This is a genomic window from Chryseobacterium shigense, assembly GCF_014207845.1.
In the GTDB taxonomy this organism is placed as follows: domain Bacteria; phylum Bacteroidota; class Bacteroidia; order Flavobacteriales; family Weeksellaceae; genus Chryseobacterium; species Chryseobacterium shigense_A.
Genome location: NZ_JACHLC010000001.1, coordinates 112,792 through 133,682, shown reverse-complemented (window position 1 = coordinate 133,682; position 20,891 = coordinate 112,792). Strand labels below are relative to the sequence as shown.

General features: G+C 37.8%; 19 protein-coding genes. 8 read left to right on the top strand and 11 right to left on the bottom strand.

Features of this window, described 5'->3' with window-relative positions; all coding sequences use genetic code 11:
• Positions 1-25: 25 nt before the first annotated feature.
• The 5 genes from HNP36_RS00620 to tssO (HNP36_RS00600) all read right to left on the bottom strand — a co-directional run bounded on the left by HNP36_RS00620 (position 26) and on the right by tssO (HNP36_RS00600) (position 7,729).
• Positions 26-2,521 carry an ATP-dependent Clp protease ATP-binding subunit gene (locus tag HNP36_RS00620; protein ID WP_184161804.1) on the bottom strand — a complete coding sequence of 832 codons (2,496 nt, stop codon included), beginning with the start codon at positions 2,519-2,521 and terminating at the stop codon, positions 26-28.
• Positions 2,522-3,253: 732 nt separating this feature from the next.
• Positions 3,254-5,653, bottom strand: coding sequence for a type VI secretion system protein TssR (tssR, locus tag HNP36_RS00615; RefSeq protein WP_184161807.1), 2,400 nt, complete (start codon positions 5,651-5,653; stop codon positions 3,254-3,256).
• A 48-nt stretch (positions 5,654-5,701) separates the two neighbouring features.
• Positions 5,702-6,610 (bottom strand): PKD domain-containing protein, encoded by a 909-nt coding sequence (locus HNP36_RS00610; RefSeq protein WP_184161810.1) that lies wholly within the window; start codon positions 6,608-6,610, stop codon positions 5,702-5,704.
• A 48-nt stretch (positions 6,611-6,658) separates the two neighbouring features.
• Positions 6,659-7,183 carry a type VI secretion system TssO gene (tssO, locus tag HNP36_RS00605; RefSeq protein WP_184161813.1) on the bottom strand — a complete coding sequence of 175 codons (525 nt, stop codon included), beginning with the start codon at positions 7,181-7,183 and terminating at the stop codon, positions 6,659-6,661.
• Positions 7,184-7,198: 15 nt separating this feature from the next.
• Positions 7,199-7,729, bottom strand: a complete 531-nt coding sequence (tssO, locus tag HNP36_RS00600) for a type VI secretion system TssO (RefSeq protein WP_184161816.1) — start codon at positions 7,727-7,729, stop codon at positions 7,199-7,201.
• A 248-nt stretch (positions 7,730-7,977) separates the two neighbouring features.
• Between tssO (HNP36_RS00600) and HNP36_RS00595 the strand changes: the two genes are divergently transcribed.
• The 6 genes from HNP36_RS00595 (at position 7,978) to HNP36_RS00570 (ending at position 13,362) form a co-directional block, all read left to right on the top strand.
• On the top strand, positions 7,978-8,580 hold the full coding sequence (locus HNP36_RS00595) for a response regulator transcription factor (protein ID WP_228456198.1): 603 nt from the start codon (positions 7,978-7,980) through the stop codon (positions 8,578-8,580).
• Positions 8,581-8,718: 138 nt separating this feature from the next.
• Positions 8,719-9,009 (top strand): HU family DNA-binding protein, encoded by a 291-nt coding sequence (locus HNP36_RS00590; RefSeq protein WP_002984212.1) that lies wholly within the window; start codon positions 8,719-8,721, stop codon positions 9,007-9,009.
• A gap of 369 nt (positions 9,010-9,378) precedes the next feature.
• Positions 9,379-10,938: a ribonuclease E/G gene (locus HNP36_RS00585; RefSeq protein ID WP_184161823.1), complete on the top strand. Its 1,560-nt coding sequence runs from the start codon at positions 9,379-9,381 to the stop codon at positions 10,936-10,938.
• Between the two features lie 137 nt (positions 10,939-11,075).
• Complete coding sequence (locus tag HNP36_RS00580; RefSeq protein ID WP_184161827.1) at positions 11,076-12,005, top strand: PD40 domain-containing protein; 930 nt, start codon at positions 11,076-11,078, stop codon at positions 12,003-12,005.
• A gap of 10 nt (positions 12,006-12,015) precedes the next feature.
• Positions 12,016-12,486 (top strand): OsmC family protein, encoded by a 471-nt coding sequence (locus HNP36_RS00575; RefSeq protein WP_184161830.1) that lies wholly within the window; start codon positions 12,016-12,018, stop codon positions 12,484-12,486.
• A 225-nt stretch (positions 12,487-12,711) separates the two neighbouring features.
• Complete coding sequence (locus tag HNP36_RS00570; protein ID WP_228456196.1) at positions 12,712-13,362, top strand: response regulator transcription factor; 651 nt, start codon at positions 12,712-12,714, stop codon at positions 13,360-13,362.
• Between the two features lie 259 nt (positions 13,363-13,621).
• Here the strand turns inward: HNP36_RS00570 and HNP36_RS00565 are convergent, their stop codons facing one another.
• The 6 genes from HNP36_RS00565 to HNP36_RS00540 form a co-directional block, all read right to left on the bottom strand.
• Positions 13,622-15,133 carry a carboxypeptidase-like regulatory domain-containing protein gene (locus HNP36_RS00565; RefSeq protein WP_184161833.1) on the bottom strand — a complete coding sequence of 504 codons (1,512 nt, stop codon included), beginning with the start codon at positions 15,131-15,133 and terminating at the stop codon, positions 13,622-13,624.
• Between the two features lie 11 nt (positions 15,134-15,144).
• Positions 15,145-16,509 carry a CsgG/HfaB family protein gene (locus HNP36_RS00560; protein ID WP_184161836.1) on the bottom strand — a complete coding sequence of 455 codons (1,365 nt, stop codon included), beginning with the start codon at positions 16,507-16,509 and terminating at the stop codon, positions 15,145-15,147.
• Positions 16,510-16,534: 25 nt separating this feature from the next.
• Positions 16,535-16,945 carry a curli production assembly/transport component CsgF gene (locus tag HNP36_RS00555; RefSeq protein WP_184161839.1) on the bottom strand — a complete coding sequence of 137 codons (411 nt, stop codon included), beginning with the start codon at positions 16,943-16,945 and terminating at the stop codon, positions 16,535-16,537.
• An 11-nt stretch (positions 16,946-16,956) separates the two neighbouring features.
• Positions 16,957-17,691: a curli production assembly/transport protein CsgE gene (locus HNP36_RS00550; RefSeq protein WP_228456194.1), complete on the bottom strand. Its 735-nt coding sequence runs from the start codon at positions 17,689-17,691 to the stop codon at positions 16,957-16,959.
• A 7-nt stretch (positions 17,692-17,698) separates the two neighbouring features.
• Positions 17,699-18,097 carry a hypothetical protein gene (locus HNP36_RS00545; protein ID WP_184161842.1) on the bottom strand — a complete coding sequence of 133 codons (399 nt, stop codon included), beginning with the start codon at positions 18,095-18,097 and terminating at the stop codon, positions 17,699-17,701.
• 161 nt (positions 18,098-18,258) lie between these two features.
• Positions 18,259-19,077: a hypothetical protein gene (locus HNP36_RS00540; protein ID WP_184161845.1), complete on the bottom strand. Its 819-nt coding sequence runs from the start codon at positions 19,075-19,077 to the stop codon at positions 18,259-18,261.
• A gap of 351 nt (positions 19,078-19,428) precedes the next feature.
• Between HNP36_RS00540 and HNP36_RS00535 the strand changes: the two genes are divergently transcribed.
• Together HNP36_RS00535 and HNP36_RS00530 are read left to right on the top strand one after the other, a co-directional pair.
• Positions 19,429-20,058 (top strand): NUDIX hydrolase, encoded by a 630-nt coding sequence (locus HNP36_RS00535; RefSeq protein WP_184161848.1) that lies wholly within the window; start codon positions 19,429-19,431, stop codon positions 20,056-20,058.
• A 27-nt stretch (positions 20,059-20,085) separates the two neighbouring features.
• A complete protein-coding gene (locus HNP36_RS00530) occupies positions 20,086-20,889 on the top strand; it encodes a lysophospholipid acyltransferase family protein (protein WP_184161850.1) in 804 nt (267 codons plus the stop codon).
• The last annotated feature ends 2 nt before the right edge of the window (positions 20,890-20,891 follow it).

Genomic DNA, 20,891 nt, shown 5'->3' with positions numbered 1-20,891 from the left:
GCCAGTCAGTCCTTGTACTTTATAATTAATCTACTTTCCAGCTTGGTTTTTCTTCCTCTTTATTCCAGTCTACATAAATGGTCTGGCCGGATTTCACTTCTTCTCTTACAATCATCTTGGATATTGGTCTTGCAAGCTGTGCACGGATTACACCGGAGATCTGCCTTGCTCCGTATTTGCTGCTGAATCCTCCCAGTGCCAGGTTTTTCACGGCTTCATCACTGATTTTTAAGGTCATTCCTAATCTTGTCAGTGAAGTATGAAGGGATTTCAACTGGATATTGAAGATTCTTTCTGCAATGGATTCTGTGATTGGTGCAAAAGGTATAATCTCTGTGATTCTTGCTAAAAACTCCGGCCTGAATCTTCCTGAACCGGACATGATCTGCATCAGTGAAGATGATTCAGGAATTTTTCCCTCTTCAAACTGTTTCACGATTTCTTCGCTTCCTATATTGGATGTAAATAGTATCAATGCATTGCTGAAATCTCCTTCTTTTCCGAGTTTATCATGAACTTTACCTTCATCCATAATTTGAAGAAACACGTCAAAAACGGAATGGTGAGCCTTTTCAATTTCATCAAATAATACAACGGTGTAAGGCTGCTGCCTGATTTTGTTAACCAGCATTCCACCCTCTTCATACCCCACATACCCCGGAGGTGCTCCATACAATAATGCTGCGGAATGTTCTTCTTTAAATTCGGACATATCGAAACGTACCATTGCTTTCTCGTCATTGAAAAGAAGCTCCGCCATAGATTTTGCCAGCTCGGTTTTTCCTGTTCCGGTAGGTCCGAGAAGGAAGAAGGATCCTATTGGCTGCCCGGGTTTGTTTAATCCGCTTCGGTTTTCAACAATAGCATCTGAAAGGATTTTCAAGGCATGATCCTGCCCTACAACCCTGTTTAACAGAAGGGATTCCATATTCAGGAGTTTTTCTTTTTCCTGAGCCTGGATTTTCCCGATCGGAATACTTGTTTTTGCCGCCATCACTGCTGCCAGTTCCAGACGGTCTACTTTTTCTCTTTTCTTGGCAGCATGCTGTAAAAGCTCTGCATAAGTATCATCAATAATCTTATGGATCTGGTCAACGGGCATTGAGTTATCTATAGCCGGCTGTTCATTCAATGATCCCCAAAGGATAGGACTTATTTTATCTCTCAGAAGATTGTAGTTCCAGATCAGCTCATTCGCCTGGTCTTTGCTGTCGGCAAATTCTTCTTTTAAAATACCTTCATATGTTTCTTTCCAGCTTGCCAGTTCTTTTTCTGAAAGCTCATCCAGCATTTTAATTGCGGCCATCGTTCGGTCTAAAAGATCAATAGCTGCATCGGGAAGTTTTTTCCCTTTTGCATATCTTTTTGCCAGACGTACGCATTCCGGAAGGGCTGTTTTTTCCACTTCGATACCGTGGTGTTTTTTATAGCCTTCAAGAAGTACATCAATCATTTTAACACAGGTCTGCTCGTCCGGCTCATTAACCGTAAGAACTTCAAAACGGCGGTTAAAGGCCTGTTCAGGTTCAATGATTTTCCTGTATTCTTCCTGCGTTGTCGCCCCGATTACTGTAATCTCACCTCTTGCCAGTTCCGGCTTAAGAAGATTGGCTACGTTTCCGATGCTTCCTTTTGGGTCTAACAGGGTATGAATTTCATCTATGAAAAGAACTGCTTTTTCAATTTTCTTACACTCATTGATTACTTTTTTCAAGCGGTCTTCAATTTCGCCTTTATAAGAGGTTCCGGCTAGTAGTGCTCCGGTGTCCAGTTCCAGAAGGGTTGCATTTTTAAGCATTTCGGGAACATTTCCTTTGGTAATTTCAATGGCAAAACCTTCTACCAAGGCTGTTTTTCCTACACCCGGCTCACCAATAATGATTACATTCGGCTTGCTTCTGCGGCAAAGGATTTCAACAAGCATCCTGAGTTCTTTGTCTCTTCCTATAATATTTTCCAGATCGCCTTTTCTGGCTTGCGCTGTTCTGTCAACACAATAATTTTTGATAGACGGAAATGATGAATCTGTAAAATCTGATCCGTTTGAGAAAAGTGAAGAAAAATCACCGTCGGCCGATACTGCAAAAGGAGTATCTTTTCTATATAAATTGAAAATCTCGTGTTCTCTTAACGGAAGTGATTTCAACTGCTGCAGAGAAAAAACCACTTCGGGTTTTACGATAGCAGTAAGGATACAAATGGGTGTTATTTCATCCAGACCCAGTTTCAGCCGGATATCGTCTGCTTCTTCTGTAAGCGTGTCTACGGCATCATCCTGACGTACTTCATCTGGAAGATGGGCTGTTTTCGGATATTCTTCAATACGGACGTCTGCCCATTCATAGAAATAGCCGGGATCTTTATCAATACTTTTCAGGAATTCATTAAGGCCGATATCTTTATGCATTAAAGCCTGCAAAATATGCGGACCGCCATATGCAGCATTGTAGTTTTCTTTGGCTATTGACTGGGCAATATGAAATAGCTGTTTTACTGTTTCGTTGGTTACTAGTACTCCCATTATAATTTTTTAATATTAATATGTTTGTGTTTCTTTCAGTTTTATCAGATTATTTGGTGGAATCTGTCAAAATGTACCTTTTTACAAATATATCTTTTTTATGTAAAAAGTGTGCAGGATAAAGATAGTTAATTCTTTGATCAGAGAAGTAATAAGTTGCCTGATAATGAAATTAAATGTTTTTATTTAACTGCTTTAAACAAAAAAAGACCGCCTTTAGGGGACGATCTTTTCTTATGAATGTTGATGTGTAATAGTGTGTCTTCATTTAGATGGACAATTCGCAGATCATCACTGTATTTCAGTTTCAATAACTTTTGTTATTCCCCCGTCATTGAGTTTTATGATTCTTCGAATTTCCTGCCATTATTTTCATTCTTTCATGATTAATATTTTGTGATGTGGTGTGATTGTTTAACAAATATATAGCGCTTATTTTTATCCCGAAAGTATTTCGGTAAAAATTTCACATTTTGTAGTAATTCTACGACTTTTGATTTAAGAATCCCTGCCAGAGATCACTGGAAGAGGGCTTATCTATATCAGGATATATAAGAAAAAAGGAAGATTTTACACTTAATTGAGAAATAGATACATTTTAAAATAAAAATCAGGTTTTAAAAGCGAACATTATTTGGTTTGGTGTTTAAAGAAACAGAAATTATTGTCCGTCTGGTAAAAACAAAAAAGCAGAAGTGTAAGTTCTGCTTTTGGTATGATACAAATTATTGTTTAATGTTTTGTGTATTCCGGTTCCTCAACGGTTTGAGTGGTTGGCATAAAGTATTCGTTCAGCCAATAGAAAGTCTGCCCATTCTGCTGGATTTTCACTGCCGGATTGTTTCTGTGGGAAAGCATATGCTCTGCCAGTTGTTTGTAATTTTTGAAATACCCTCTTACGGTTTCCTGTAAAACAATCTTGGATTTTTTCCAGCCTTTGAGCTTGTATTTTGACATCAGCTCATCTTCAGAATTATCAAAACCTGTACTTAATCCTACGGCATAAGACATAGGTTTTTCATACAATTCAGATTTATCGAGGAACTTTAAGGTAGGATTGTATTTTTTCAGAATCCTCACATATTCATTTATCGCTCTGGACTGATTAAAACTTGCTTTTTCAGGCTCTGTTTTAAGATAAACCTCTGTGTAGAAATTCTTTAAATTATCATATTCCGTTTCAGAAATAAGGATTCCTTTTTCTATACCCGGTTTGAAATCTTTCAGGTCTTTCGGGATATATCCTTTTACAAGGAACGGATTTCCGTAGTTAATGAGCTGTGCGGCAATTCCTGCAGAAACCGGATTGGTAAGGCCTGGAAACAGATATTTATACTTCAGGTCTACATCTGTTCTTCCGGCTCCAACCGAAGAGTGGAAATATTCATTGAGAGACTTGTCAACTGTTTCGTTGTCTAAAGTTACCTGTGCAATAAGGCTGTCTACAGATTTTTTCAGGTAACCGGGTGTTGCCACATCTCCTTTTTTAGGGAAAATAACAAATCCCTGGGACATGCTCTGTTTCGGATAATCCAATGAGAAGAACCCGGCATCTCCTTCTATAAGGTTAAAGTTATTTTTGGTAAGCACATCACTCTGGTTGATGATCTTTTGTTTTTTAAGCTCGGCAATGTTTTTTGCCGTATTGGTTACTACATTTTCAGCCATTAATACAAAATCATTGTAAGTATCGGATGATCTTGCACTGGTCTGGAACATAATCAACCTGGCCTGAGCCTGGGTAAGTGAACTGATTACACTGTACATGTTTCCGTTCTGATTCGCGGAAGTTCCTACGGTTACCACAACATTGGTTTCATCCGGAACATTGGACAGCAGGTTTCCTGCAGCGGAAAGCGCCTCTCCTACCGGTTGGTATCCGCTATTGCTGGCACAGTTCATTTCATTGGTTTTTTCGTCAATGAATCTTGTAATTTTACTGTAATCCGTACTCAAGTTGGAAACTATAACATTTTCCCCGCACGGGTTATTTTTATATAAAACAACGCCGTATTTTACACCGCTGAAATAAGAGGGTTTTTCAAATCTAAGCTGGAGATCCTGAAGAAGGGACTTTACGATTGGGGCATAAGGCGCATTCGGGGCACTTACATCCAAAGCAAAAACGATGTTGATGTTTTTATCTCTTTCCGTGATTTCCCTGTAACGGTCAAAATAGATTTCCTCACCCAGAACATTGAATACATAATTTTTACTGTAATCTAAAATATTGGTGAAATATTTTGTTTTGGAGTCCGGTGCAGGAGCTTCATTTAATGCTAAACTTACCGGATAAATATTCTCAAGCGGAGTTCTTTTATTGGTATCGGTAAGAAGAATGGCTGTTCTGCTCTCTGAATCTGATGCGCCAGGGTATCCTTCATGTACACCCAAAGTAGTTTCAGTTACTTTGGTCTCGTTCTTCAGTTTTACCGCAGAACGCTCACCCCATGCAGAGATCACATTTGCATTTACCCATCCGTAAAGATTGGTGCTGATGCTGTCTATATCAATGGACGGTTTTTTCCCTACCAGAAATCTTTTGTTGTTTTCTGCCTGTTTGTAGACATACACCATCTGCCCGTTCGGAATCTTCACATTGGCAGCTTCTATAAGGCTTGGCGAATTGAATACCATGATGGAATCATTCTTATAATACCTTTCCGCACTTCTGATTACTTCACTGTGGTTCGGTACCACGGCTACTCTTACCGGGAAACCTGTTTTTTCGCTTTTTAAAGAGTTGTTCCACAAAAGAAGATCGGATTCCGGAATCCAGCCATAGGTTTTGATGGATTTTGACGAAACTTTTTTCATCAAAGCATCGGGAACATATTCCGCTACTTTTACCATTCCGTCTCTATGTTTGAGAACCATTAAAGGTTCAAGAAATTTAACTTCCTTGTAAGACTTTTCGTCGCTTTTATCAAGATAAGCCGTGTTTCTGGACCTGTCTGAAATGACGATCCACGGGACTGATTTCTTGGGATATCCGTTCACAACCGGTGAGTTGTCTACTTGCCCGTATTGTGACGGTTCAGGGGTTCTTTTAGAGGGCAGCTTCACCTGACAGCTTGCCAGTAATACTGATAATCCTATATAATATGCTGCTAGAGGAAATTTATTCTTCATGCTATTTTATTTTTATGATTGGTGGTGTATCCGGAATTCCGGAATATATTATTTGCTTTGGTTAATATCTACCTTGGTTACACAGTTCTGCTTATCATCCAGGTTCACTTTTACGCTCTGGATCACAACGTTTTTGTCAAACTGAAGTCCGGCACAATACATATAAAAGTTATTCGCTTTGCTGTCGCTTACTTTTACCACAGTGTTTTCGTTGTTACACAGATAGGTTCTCAGCAGGTAGTTATAGTGCATATTGAAGCTGTTTCCGTTGGCAATCTGCTGAAGGTGATATTTGAAATCATCATCAACTTTTTTATAGGAATCTTCCACAGGTATTTCATCTTCCTGTAAAGCATTGTAGGCCGGAAGGATCTTGATCAGGTGATAAATAGGCTCCTGGCTTTCTTCAGTGTATAATGTAACACGGTAATCTCCCGGTTTTTTGTAGGAATAGATGGCCAGTTTGTCTTTGGAATCTGTATTTCCTGTTTCACCGAATTTCCATGCGAACTGGCTGGCTTCCGAAACGGCACGGAACTGCACATTTTCGTTCTGCATTGCCTGTGTGGGAGCTTCTATAGTAGTAACGGCCTTTGTGCTGTCTTTCGGTTTCTGGTACCTTGGCGAAACCATTACGGGGAAGGTCTTTGTATATTTATTGTCAATAATCAGACTTACCGAATAATATCCCGGTTTGTTGTAAAAGTGTATCCCGGTACTTTTGTCTGAAGTGGTTCCGTCCCCGAAGTTCCATCTTTTGGTTTTGGCAAACTGGGTCTTGTCTTCAAATAAAAGTGTATCTCCCACAGATAATGAGGAAGGATAAACCACTCCCACAATATCATCGGCAGAATGGATCACCTTTTTCTGCAGCCATAACGCAACGAGTGCCGCAATAAGCAGCGTTGCGATAACACCAATAATAATGTTCTTTTTGTTTTTTTGAAAATAATTCATAGTTAAGTGATTGTGATGTGTTGTGTTCCTGTAATGTTTATTTCTTGATTACTGGGTTCTTGCCCTCAGTGCGTTTTCTCTTTCATAGAGACGGTTTTGCTTGTCTTTAAAACCAATCCTGCAGTCTTCCACCTCTTTTTCGAATCTTTTTATATCTTCTGTAGTGGTAGAAATAACTTTTTTGTCTTCAAAATACATTTTGTAGAATTTGGCGATCTGCGGATATGCATCTTTACGGATATCCATCACATCGTTACCATGGAAATAGCTGGCAAGACCATTAATCCCGTTAAAAATATTATTCTCGGCAAAAGGTTCTGGAGATTTATCTGCAATTCTGCTGATCATGGTGTAGGTACTGTCCATTTCGGGCTGTAAAAGCTTTTGGTGGCCTTCGAACGCCGTTTTCTGTTCAAGGCTTTGTATTCCTCTTATATCTTCTTCTGAGAATGGAGATTCATATCCTTTTAAAAAAAGAATCCCGAAGAATATCAAAGCTGCTAAAAGCATCAGTATTAAATAAAGAAACTGATAATGTCTTTCTTTCTTAGATAGTGTAATAGTTCCCTGCATATGCTTTCTTTTTTATTATCTTCTTTTGCCTGTAAAATTCCTTGTAGGATCTTTTCTAAGCTGTCCGTTCGCTTTTCCCACCTTTGCAATACATTCTTCAAGGTCCCTCAGGATGATCTTTTTATTGTATTCCACTCCTATAATATCACTCTTTAATTTCAGCATAGGCTCTATCTGTTTCATCAGAACTGCATAATGTTTGAAATTATCCACACTGTCTTTTCCCATAATGTTTTTCACTTCTCTCACATCATCCATAATCCTGGTCTTGAGAAAAACATCATTTTCGACTTTGTTGATGTTAAGCTGGTTCATCTGGTCATAGATTTTATCTACATGGGTCCTGAGAACATCGCCCCGCATCATAAGTTCTTTGTATGCATCTGCCTGTCTTACGATTCCTTCCCGTTGTATGCTATAGCTTTTAAAAAACAGGAACAGACACAGAAAAGACACCACCGAGAGAGCGGCGAAAGACAGAATAAACTTCCAGATGCCAACTCTGACATCAGATTTGTTTAATTTTTTTTCCCTGTTAGAAGACATATTTTTGTGATTTGTTTGGCTTGTGAAAATATAAAAAAAAAAATTTATGTACAATACGTATTTTCCCCAACATAATTTAGTGAAAACCCTAATTAATCAAGTTTAATCTCAACTTTAATAAGTTTTTCATAAATTAGGCATCTGAATTTTAAATATCACACACCAAATCGATATTAAAAGTGAGTAAATTATTATCAAACACAGTGCGGTTTTCTATAGCTGACAGTGATTTCTATTTTAAGAAAATCATGATTAAAACGCTTATGGAAAATCCTTTCTATATGCTTCTGAATGACTGTAATAACGGCCACGAGCTTGTAAACAGGATTTACAGGAGGCAGGAAGATGTGTTTATTATAGAACTGTTTATGCCTGTATTAAGCGGCATAGAAGCCATTAAATACATCAGGAAAAACAATACGGAAACCCCTATTGTAACCTATTCCAGCACTTATCAGGAAGATATGGCCGAGATTCTTTCGAAAATTCCCAATATTTATTATTGCCAGAAAAAAAGCACTATTATAAAGGATATTATTAAAGGCAGTATTGCTTCTGACGGGTTCGATTACGAAAAATATTCCAAGGAATGGGAGCAGCAGCCTCTTGCAGTACAGAACTACATGGAAAGGCAGAAGAAAGGCCAGGAAGAACTCAGCCCCACTGAGATACAGCTCATGAAATTCTGCTATGAAGGCTATAGCAATAAGGAAATTGCGGAAAAGCTGAACCTCAGCACCCGCACCATTGATACTTATATTAACAGGCTTACGGAAAAGCTGGGACTGAAAACAAAACTGCACCTCATCCGTTTCTGTGTGGAAAATGGCTACTACAATTCCAGCATGTAAAGAGATTTAACGTAATATTAATATAAACCAAACATGAAAACTCCAACTCTTTAAACAAAAATATTTTACCACTAATTTGCTAGTATTCAATTTTTTTAACTAAATTTGCACACCTAAAATTTAAAATTAAAAAAGGAAATGACAAAGGCAGAATTGGTAAACACCATCTCAAATAAGTTGGGAACAGAAAAGAATGAAACACAGAAAGTTGTAGAAGCTTTTATGCAGGAGATCAGGACTTCTATGTATAATGGGGATAACGTTTATCTGAGAGGTTTTGGATCTTTTATCATTAAAACAAGAGCTGCTAAAACAGGGAGAAATATTTCTAAGAACACTGCAATTGAGATTCCTGCTCACAATATTCCTGCTTTCAAACCTTCAAAATCTTTTGTAGAGAAAGTAAAAACAAAAGTTGCAGTAAAATAAGAACATTAACTGAATATTAACTAGTTACTAAAAAATTAAAATTATGCCAAGCGGAAAGAAAAGAAAAAGACACAAGGTTGCAACTCACAAAAGAAAGAAAAGAAGAAGAGCAAACAGACATAAGAAAAAATAATCTCTTTTTTTCGGGATTTACAATATAATAATATAGTTGGTGATTTTAATTATTTAAGCGTTCACCGACTATATTTTTGTTTGCAACTATAAGATTTCCAAAGGAAAGCAAGGCTTTTGCAGATATTTTTAAAAATATACAGCAATTTCATTCTAAATTCTTATATTTAAAATTATTTATTCGCTAAAAAATACGCCAGTTTTCTATAATCTTAATAAATTTTTATCTTATACAAAATGAAGAAAGAACTAATAGTTTCGCATGAAGATGATCTTACAAAGATTGCACTGCTGGAAGACGGAAGACTATGTGAACTTCATGAACAAGAGGACAAAAGCGAATTTATAGTTGGAGATCTGTTTGTAGGAAGAGTAAAAAAGTTAGCCCCCAACCTGAATGCCGCATTCGTAAATATCGGGTACGATAAGGATGCATTCCTGCATTATCAGGACCTGGGACCACAATACCTCACCTACAGAAAGTTTTTAAAAGATACTATTTCTAAAAAACAGAGTTCTTCAAGCTTAAAAAATTTCGAGATACAACCCGAAATAGACAAAAACGGAACCGTAGACAAAGTCATTGCAAAAGACGATCTCGTTCTGCTTCAAATTACTAAAGAACCTATCTCCACCAAAGGTCCGAGGATCTCTACCCAGGTTTCTTTAACAGGACGTTTTCTGGTCCTGATCCCTTTCGATAACAAAGTTTCCATTTCCAAAAAAATCAGAACTACTGAGGAAAAAGAAAGACTGAGAACACTTATTGACAGTATCAAGCCAGAAGGTTTCGGTGTTATTATAAGAACTGTAGCCGAGGGAAAAAAAGTAGCAGACCTTCATAATGATATGAATCAGCTGATCCAGAAATGGGAAAGTACTTTCAAAAACATTCAGAGAAGCAAAGTTCCGGCTAAAGTTTTAAGCGAAGAAGACAAAGCTTCAGCTATTTTGAGGGACAATTTCAACCAGGATTTCGTAAGCATCATCTGTGACGATGAACAGATGGTAGATGAAATGACCAATTATGTAGAGGTCATAGCCCCTGAAAAAAAGAATATTGTCCAGTTTTACAATTCCCACATTCCTCTTCTCGAATATTACAACGTTGAAAAACAGCTTAAACAAAGCTTTGGAAAACACGTTAATATTCCAAGTTCAAAAGGTGCTTATCTTGTTATAGAGCATACAGAAGCACTTCATGTGATTGATGTAAACTCCGGAAATAATATCACAACCGGAACCGCCGTAAACAAAGAGCACGCTCTTAAAGTCAACAAAATGGCAGCCACCGAGATTGCCAGACAGCTTCGTCTCCGTGATATGGGAGGCATCATTGTAATCGATTTCATCGATATGCAGAACCCTGAACACAGAAGGGACCTGTACGAGCATCTGAAAGAAGAAATGAAACGTGACAAAGCACGCCACAAAATTCTTCCTCCGAGCAAATTTGGACTGATCCAGATTACCAGACAAAGGAACCGCCCGGAAAAACAGATCGAAACCAAAGAAGAAAACCCGAACAAAGACGGAGAAATTGTAGCTCCAATTGTGATCGTGGAAAGAATGGGTGAAACCCTCAGAAGCATCCTGCAGAAAGAGAAAGGAAAAATTTTCCTGCATGTGCACCCCTTCGTGGAAGCCTACCTTACCAAAGGCATCAAAAGCATCCAGATGAAATGGTTTATCAAATACAAAAAATGGGTAACCATTATCCCAAGGGATTCTTTTAAGTACTTAGAATACAAAATTTACAATTCCAAGAAAGAAGAATTGATAGAGTTTTCTAATTAAAAAAATTCAAAAAGGCTGCCATATTTTGAGGCAGCCTTTTATTATTTCCATAGTTACTCAAATAAGACAGTATTAAATGACCATCAGACACAATTGAATTATATTATTTAATTAAATTAGATAATTAATTTCTAAAGATGAAAAGTATATTTACAGCCCTGCTCTTTCTTATAGTCAGTCTGCTCAATGCCCAGGATTCAAATACAATAACACTTTTTGAGAAAAAGCTCAATCAGTTTCTTAATGTAAGAGATTTTTCAGTTTCAGAAGATGGAAATGAGGTCTTTTTCACAATACAGAGCCCCAACCAGGAAATTTCACAAATCACCAGCATCAAAAAGAATGGAAAAAACAATTGGTCCGAGACTCAGCTATTATCCTTTAATGACAATTACTCCTATATGGAGCCTTTTTTAGCTGATAATGGAACCCGTTTGTATTTTGCATCTGACCGTCCTCTGGACAAAACAAAATCAGAAAAGAAGGATTTCGACATATGGTATGTGGAAAGAAAAAATCAGAATTCAGAATGGTCCGAACCTGTAAATATGGGCAAACCTGTCAATTCCGATCTGAACGAGTTCTTTCCTACCCTTTCTGACAATAAAAATTTATACTTCACCCTGGAATCACCAACCGGGATGGGAAAAGATGATATCTATGTATGCCAATGGGAAAACAACCAATATTCTGGTCCGCAAATACTGGATGAAAATATCAACAGCGATGGATATGAATTCAATGCTTTTATTTCTAAAAAAGAAAATTTTATACTCTTTACAAAGTATAATGAAAAAGGCGGACAAGGAAGCGGCGATCTTTATATTTCCAAAAAGGATTCTGAGGGGAAATGGCAAAAAGCAGAGAATTTGGGAATACCCATTAATACAAAATCTATGGAATACTGTCCTTTTTATGACGAAAAAAACCAGATTTTATACTTTACCAGTAAAAGAAATAATATGTCTCCAAAAAAATTCAAAAATATATCGGATTTTCAGGAATACATCAACGAAGGCCAAAACGGCTTAAGTAAAATCTACAAAACTCATTTTATCATAAAATAACTCCTGCAAAATGGGCAAAGAACATCACTACAAAGCAACCATCAGCTGGACCGGAAATACAGGAACAGGAACCAGCAGCTACAGAAACTATGAAAGAAGCCACACCATTCAGGTTGAAAATAAGGCTCTTATTGAAGGCTCTTCCGATCCGGCATTTCGGGGAGACAAAACCAGGCACAACCCTGAAGACCTGCTTCTATCCTCACTTTCTTCCTGCCATATGCTATGGTATCTTCATTTCTGTTCGGAAGAAGGCATCATTGTTACCCATTACACGGACGAAGCTACCGGAATCATGGAAGAAACCGCTGACGGAAGCGGACATTTTACATCTGTTACTTTACACCCCACAGTTATTGTACAGGAAAAATCTATGATTGAGAGAGCTGGAGAACTGCACCATAAGGCAAATCAATTTTGTTTTATTGCCAGGTCTGTTAACTTTCCGGTAAAACATATCCCTACCACGTTAGTTAAATAATACATATCAAAAACTTAAACAAACCAAATATCCCATCAATATTAAGTTTCAAAAATAATAACTCTAAAATATTTATTTAAAACTCCACAACAAGAGAATTATTTATCAAATAATCAATAATATTTCGATTTTATAATCATTATTATCAAAATAAAGTGTAAATATTTATTATTTTTATGTAAAATGTAAATATTTTTTTATATTTTTATATAAACAAAACTAACCATGATGAAACCGAGATTAACTATTTTTGATGAACCGTTACTCTACACAGAAGGTTTATCAAAACTGCTCTCACAGAGCAAAATTTTTAACACGATTGACATTTGTAATTCTTATGAACACCTATTTGAACAATTAAAATTAGATCCCCCGGAAATTCTGGTACTAAGCTCCAATATGCTGATGCTTACAGATATTTTCAGACTTACAGAAGACATTACCTCAACAAACAAACAAATCAAAATTATTGTCATAGGCAATAGTTATGATATGATCGACATCCGGAAGCTTTTTAACAAGGGCATAAAAAGCTATCTCGACAAAAACAGCAGATACGACGAATTCCTGAAATCTATAAATGTCCTGCTTTTAAATGAAATCTATATTTGCGATCATGCAAAAGAAAGAATGATCAATTTTATCAGCAGCGAAGAAGGAAAACCCAATCCGCATATTAAAGAGCCCCTTACACGCAGAGAAATGGAGATCCTCAAACTGATATGCGACGGCTTCAGCAGCAAAGATATTTCTGAAAAACTCTTCATAAGCATCAACACCGTAGAAACCCACCGCAAAAGGATACTTCTAAAATTAAACGCAAAAAATTCCGTAGGAATAGTAAAATATGCCTTAGAAAACCACATTATCGACTGATGAAAAAAAAACCATTTTGATTAACTCCCGAAGATTCCAAACCACAATGTTTGGAATTTTTTTATTCCGGATTGATTTCATAATGGTTTCTTCATAAAATCTTTACCCAGAGCCAGCAATCACCAAAATACACATAAAAAAATTCTGAAGCCTTTCAACCCCCGAATCCGGAAACACGAACTATACATCCTTCACTCCCCTACAAAAAATGGCCAATTATCTATTGACAATTGGCCATTCCTTATTATTCTACTTTCCTTTACTCGTAATCCGGCATTTCGCCGTTGCTGAAAAGAGAAGCCCTGGAAAGATCGGTCATCGTACTGTTGAGATCAATAACCATCACATTTTTCTGTGATATATTGTCATTGGAAGTATTCATAAAGATGACCTGGGCATTATTTGGAGAGAATCTTGGATCAAGATCATTGGTTCCCATTGGTTTTTCGCTTTCCTCAGAAATATCGTATACCGTATCATTGGTCAGGTTATAGATAAAGATATGGGAATCTAGCTGACGGTAATTTCCGCTTCCGTCCTGATATCCTGAAATATCACGGGTGAAAACAAGCATTTGTCCGTCTACAGAAAAATTCAGTCCTCCGGATGCTCCTAATGATCCTGTCAGAACGGTTTTCAATACGCTTCCTGTCATATCTATAATATAAATCTTTGTATTGTAACCGCTGTAGTCATTGGTTTTTAAAGCAATCCGGCTGCCGTCATAGCTCCAGTCACATTCAGAGATCATGCTGCCGTCCGGAGTTGTGTAAACAAGAGTCAGTCCGCTTCCATCTTTATTAATTCTGTATAACTTATTGAAATTTGAATAGAGAATTTCCTGACCGTTTGTATTCCATGCAAAATCCAATTCATAATTGTTAAATCCTGCAGCAGGTACTGTCGTTACCTTGAAAGGATTTGACCCATCAGGATTTGCAGTATAAATATGGGTACTTCCACCCTCGGTCCGCAGAAATGCAATCAGTCCTGCATTATTGTTTTTTCTCGGCCTCCAGCTGTTATAGGAAGAATTGGTAAACTGGAAACTGTTTCCCTGATCATTACTGGACATGATGACAAAGTTTCCATTCTGTTTCTGTACATAATGATAGCGGTTGGCCGGAACTGTATTGGTGGTAAATTTACTGATGGAACTTAAAACTGGCGGGTGAATGCCGTCCGAAACAGACACCTGCCAGAAGTAACTAACACCAAACTTCAAATTGGTCAGCGAATAATGATTCACTGCCAAATCATTAACCTGAATAACATTTGTATCAAGGTTATTTTTAATTGTTAAACTATATTTTAAAACATCGGCAGTATCAGGATCTGTAGCAGTCCATGTCAGCTCAACGTTCAAAGGTTGATTGACCGCATTGTCTACCGGACTTAGCAGCTGCGGTGCAGAAGGAGGAGAGTTGAGCGATTCGTCATCGTCCATCTCAAAGACCACGGTAACAACCTGGCCCTGGTTTTGTATATTAACACCCTGAAAAGTGGTGATATAACCTGATAATTCGGCTTTCACAGAATAATTTCCCACAGGCATAGAAGCAATTTCGAATGTGCCGTCTGTACCGCTGAAAACAGTCTGAGTAGTTGGTGCTGTAAAAACTTTCACATTAGGAATAGGCACATTGGTACCTCTTTTTACAACTTTTCCTTTCAATATCCCTGTCTGAGCCTGATCCACAAGATCTTCATCACATGAAAACAGACAAAAAGTAAGGATGAATATGCTGAGTATTTTGATTAAAGTTTTCATAGTTCATGTTTTTATTTGTTTCCAAGATAGAAGTTGATTCCAATTGCGAACCGGAGTGCCTGGTCTTTTCTTTTCCCATTTACCATGCCTTCCCAGTTATCTTTAAAGCCGATATCATACTGTGAGGAAGCCCGGATTGCGGTATTATTACCGATCATATACTCCAAACCTCCGCCCACCTGGCCTTTATACTGGGGTTTGTATTTTGAAAACATAGCCCCCAATCCACCATATACATATGGACTGAACCTGTATTTTGGAAACAGAAGAAATTCGAGGTTAAGCTCAGGAACAATATAATTTCTTTTAACAATATTCTTATTTTCTAACGTGAAAAAGCTTCCGCTGGCTTCAAGATTAAAATTGGGACTTATAAAATATTTGATTCCCAGTTTTCCACCGGCATTCATCTCAGGATTCACATAATCATCTTTGATTTTCTGAGCTTCTATGTTGGCGAAAACGGACATTTTCTGTCTGTAATTTTCAGGAAACTTATTGCCAACCGATCTACCTACATTTTTTTCCTGCTCTTTATTATAATCATTGATCAGGGCCTGGTATCCCGTTAAGTTTTCAGATGCTTTCCCCCATATTTTATCCCTGATTCCTTCTACAATAAGAGATCTTACCGCTTTCTCTATGGATTCGGTTACGGCAAGCTGTACAGGCTCATTTTGGGTAAGTCCCACTTCCGCTTCCAATAATCTTTCCGTATCAATATATCTGAAAAAGCTTCCGTTCACACTTGTGGAAAGAATGGTTTTAGAAGTATAGACTGTTTTAAGGATTTCGCCGTTAAGGGTAGAAACAGCACGCAGGTATATGGTAATCCTGTCCTGGCGGTATTGTGTGGAAGCTCCGATTCCGAAGTATCTTGCTCCCAGACCGCCGGTCATTACATTGCTGTCGTAGGAAATAACGCCACCTTCTAGAAGAATTCCCGCATAAAGAAGAGGTGGAAGCGACTGGCTGTTTTTTTCGGCATCTTTCATGTATTCCTGTCTTGTGGACCGGATAATCTGCCTTTCGTTTAAAAGATTGGCAATATTTTCTCTTTCGATTGGAATAAACCATCTGCTGTCTTCCAATGCTTTAATGAGGATGGTTGTAGTTCCCTGGGGAACCGCCGTGCTCCAGTTATTCCCGCTTTCTGACGGTTTATACTGGCCGGTCTGGTCTCTGAATTTGTAGACACCTATAACGATTTTTTCTTTGGGGAGAGGAAGATTCCTCAGTTCTGTAGTAGAAGGGGTGAGTTCTCCCATGGTGGATCTTTCAGGATCGGAAGGAAGACCCAGGATCGAACTGCAGGCCTGCATTAGGCACAGCAGGAACGTACAGAAAAAAATTCTGGTGTAAGTGTAAGTTCTCATGATAAGTCTGGTTTTTAGTTATTTTTTATTTTGGAATTACGATCTCGGACTGATCGCCTGTGCTGGTATCCAAAATATTGATCAAAAGTCCCTGGGCGGTAGTTGTAATCTGCAGATAGAGCGAACCGAAAAGATAATTTCCGGGCTTTATACTGCCCTCCCCGAACTGATCTTCAAACAATTTCCTGGACAGTTCACTCAGTACCTGCCTGTTGAGGCTCTGGCTGAAACTGTTCAGAGAATTAACATCATCAAGCAAACTGCTGTAATCATCTTTTTCATCAAACTGATTCTGAGCATTTGCTGAACTTAAAAGCCACTGGTAATTAAAAGTATCACCTCCGAAGGCCGGATTAATGGGCTTATAAACGAGCTGCTGAGATTTTCCGGAGAAAATACCCGCAATAAAGATTAAAATAATGATAAAGGTTTTCATGGCGGACGTTTTTAGTAGATAAATTCATTTTTAATAAGATTTTTCTTTGCATTAAACTCTTTGATATATTTTAAGCTGGCTGCCAGCTGTTCTTTCAGGTAATCTTCGCCTGGATTGGTCATAAAGCTGTAAATTACTTTATCCTCGATCTGGATGTTGATCTGCCCGCTGGTTCCGCGAAGGGGAAGTTCGGAGATGGTAACCGCGCCGCTGCTTTTATCCGGAATCTGGCTGTACTGGAGATAGAAAAGGTCATAAAAATCTTTCCCGACCTTTGTTTTGGTTTCATCAATGGTGAGCCCTTTCAGTTCAAAGACTGCATCTTCTTCTACTTTGGCGGTTTTCTTTTTGAACAGATCTGTATTTACTTCAAGACTGTCTTTTGCAATGAGCTTCTGAGTTTCTTCATCTTTTATGTAGAGAAAAGCTTTCAAAGCATCTTTCTGCTGAAGGTTAACATTGATCTCGGATAAAATTTTTACTTCATTGGGGTTTATGGAGAATTTTCCGCTCTGCTGGTTATTGGAAAGATTTCCGGCATTGCCTTTTTTGATGGAAACTAACAGGTAATTTAATTCTTTATAAACTGCTGTATTATTGGTTACAACCGCTTTAAGCCTGATCTGGTTTTCAAGGATACTGCTTTCTATCCTGGCATTTACTTTTTTATCCTCCTGCCCATCAACCATTGCAGACAGGAAGATAAATAAAGTATACAGACTTAAAGAATAAAAAGTTTTCATCATTTGTATTTTAATAATTCCTCATAAAAATGGTCTTGTTGTCGCCTTTTACACTGATCTGCATCCCGTCTGAAACGCTGTTGCTTCCGGTAATATCAATAATATTGTTATTCCCCTGCGCAGTAACTGCTGTTCTGGTTTCTTTATCTGTAAAAGAATTGATGAAATAAAGTGTATTGAAATCTCCCAGCTGTTGTACGGCAATGTTTGTTTTAGCATTAAGAGAAAGTTCTGCATTATTATAGTCCCCTATTTGTATAATACTGGAACCATAAAGCGTTTGTTCCGTCTGCTGTCTTGCCATAAGATCAAGAACCGTATTGCTGTTGACCTTATCCCAGTCTAGTTGCTGCGCTTGCACACAGAGTACTGCGAAAAGTGTAAAGGCACCCCATCCCGGTTTAAACATGGTATTAATTTTTAATAAAGGTACACGAATAGAAGATTGAGAAAAACACACCCAGCAGGGATAGATATAAAATCACGGTTTCTGGGTATGTTTCATCATGAAAAGCTTAAAAAAGGAGATAACCGCAGCCTCTCCTTTTATTTTAAATTACAGTACATATTTTAATTAGATTGATTAACCACCATTGAATTTCCGTTACCCATTTGAGTTCCTACATGAATGTGAGCGTCTCCGCTTTGTGCTACCCAGGTAAAGTTATTGTTACCCATCTGAACATCAATTGCTGTATTGGAATCTCCTAATTGAATTTGATATAACTGGTTGCTGTTTCCAACCTGTACACCCATAGCTGTATTGTCATCACCGATCTGAACGGAAGCAGCAACGTTATCGTCACCTACCTGATCGTGCATTGCACTGTTATCATTACCATCCTGGTATTGTATTAAAAGGTTATCGTCACCTATCTGAAGACCGCTTGCTTCGTTTCTTCTTCCAAGCTGGATCTGATAGGCATCGTTTCCGTTACCTACCTGAATAGCTGAAGCATCGTTTCTTCTTCCATCCTGATATTGTACCACGGAGTTTCCTATACCGAGCTGTACAGAAGATGTTTCATTTCTTCTTCCGATCTGAGTTTGTTCTGTAGAGTTAAATGCACCAAGCTGCCAGGTTACTGCAGAGTTTCTGTTTCCCTGTTGGCTTACGTCATTAGTGTTGGCAAGACCAGTTTGGTCTACGTCAATAGAGTTTCTGTTACCGATACTTTCAGCCGTGTTAACATTCAGAACACCTACTTGGTCAATGTCTGCCGTATTACGGTTTCCATCCTGTGTAAGGCTGTTGATATTCAAAAGTCCTGTTTGGTCAACAGTAGCAGTATTCAAGTTTCCGATCTGGGCAGTAACATCAATATTTGATTGTGCGAAGCTGAAACTCATGGCCATTAGTGTAAATACACCTGTAATAAAGTTTTTCATTTTGATAAAAATTAATTGGTTAATAGTATGACAAAGGTATACGCTAAACCAAAATGAAAAACCACTGCTAAAGTGTAAATTTTAAAAATCACTGTTTACCGTTTTGAAAGTAACTGTTTACGGTTTTCCCCGCATCACTTGTTTCAGTTACGTAAAAATACGGTATATTACACCATGATTTACACATAGATACAAAAAATAACTCCAATTATTCAATTAAAAAATTTTTCTTTATTTTTCAGCATTTCAACTTTTAAACCTTTTAATCATTCAATTTTTTAATTATCTGTCAATGGTTAATTAATGTTAATGCCTCTTCTTTTCTTCAGTATATATTGCTAAATTTGATGTATGGAAAGTTTTGGAAAAGATTTATTGAGGAAAATTACAAATGTAGAGCTGCCCGGGATCAATGCCCACGGAGTATTTTCACCTCCTTCCCGACCTGTATTTACGTATGATGAAGTGCTGGCAAAAAACCCAAAGTTTGCGGCCGTTAATATTGTACTCTATTTAAAAGATAATGAATGGTATTTCCCGCTGATCCAAAGAACCATTAATGAACACGACAGGCACAGCGGACAAATCTCCCTACCCGGCGGAAAGCGTGAAGAGCTGGACAGAGACTTCGCTGAAACTGCTGTACGTGAAACCTCGGAAGAGATCGGGATAGATAAACATTACATAAGGGTAATCAGGGAAATGTCTCCTATTTATATTCCGCCAAGTAATTTTTATGTTTATCCATACATTTCGTATACTAAAAAGAATCCGCTTTTCGTTCTTCAGCAGAGTGAGGCGGTAGAAACTATAGAATTTCCTATTACTTCTTTTCTCAGTCTTCCGGATAACCCTGAAATTATGGCACTGCCAGGTGCTGCCGGACATGAAGTTCCGGTCATTAATTTCAACGGGTATATTATCTGGGGGGCTACAGCAATGATATTGAGTGAGTTTAGCCAGTTACTGAAAAAAATGTAACTTTGCATTACCGTGTTTAATTGAGAGATGGCGAAGAAAAATATTTTCACCGATGCATTCGGAACACCTTATTTTTTAAAAAGGTTTATTATTTTTATTTTAGGGATTGTATCTTACAGAAGATTCAACGGCTTTAATAAATTAAGGATAACCGGTACAGAACACCTTGTGGATCTTCCAGATTCCAACGTGCTTTTCGTATCCAACCATCAGACCTATTTTGCAGATGTGGCAGCAATGTACCATGCATTCTGTGCTGTAAACAATGGATATCTTGATACGATTAAAAACCCTATTTATCTGCTCAATCCAAAGATTGATTTTTATTATGTGGCAGCAGAAGAAACCATGAATAAAGGAATTCTTCCGAAGATTTTCAAGATTGCCGGTGCTGTAACGGTAAAAAGAACCTGGAGAGCAGAAGGCAAAAATGTCAACAGAATGGTGGATCTTACTGAGGTTGACAATATTATGAAAGCTTTGGACAACGGCTGGGTAGCTACTTTCCCTCAAGGTACTACATCTGCTTTTGCCCAGGGACGAAGAGGTACAGCCAAACTGGTTAAAAACCAGCGCCCTATTGTGATTCCTATCAAAATCAACGGATTCAGAAGGGCATTTGACAAAAAAGGCCTCCGTGTAAAGGTTACGGGCGTAAAACCTACCATGGAGTTTAAGGCACCTCTGGATATAGATTATGACAATGAAAAAGCGCCTGAAATTTTATTGAAAATTATGACTGCCATCGAGCAGACTGAAGATTTCAATGTACTGCACAATTATGATGAAGAACTTAAAGCTAAAAAATTAGAAAAGGATTCAAATAATTAAAG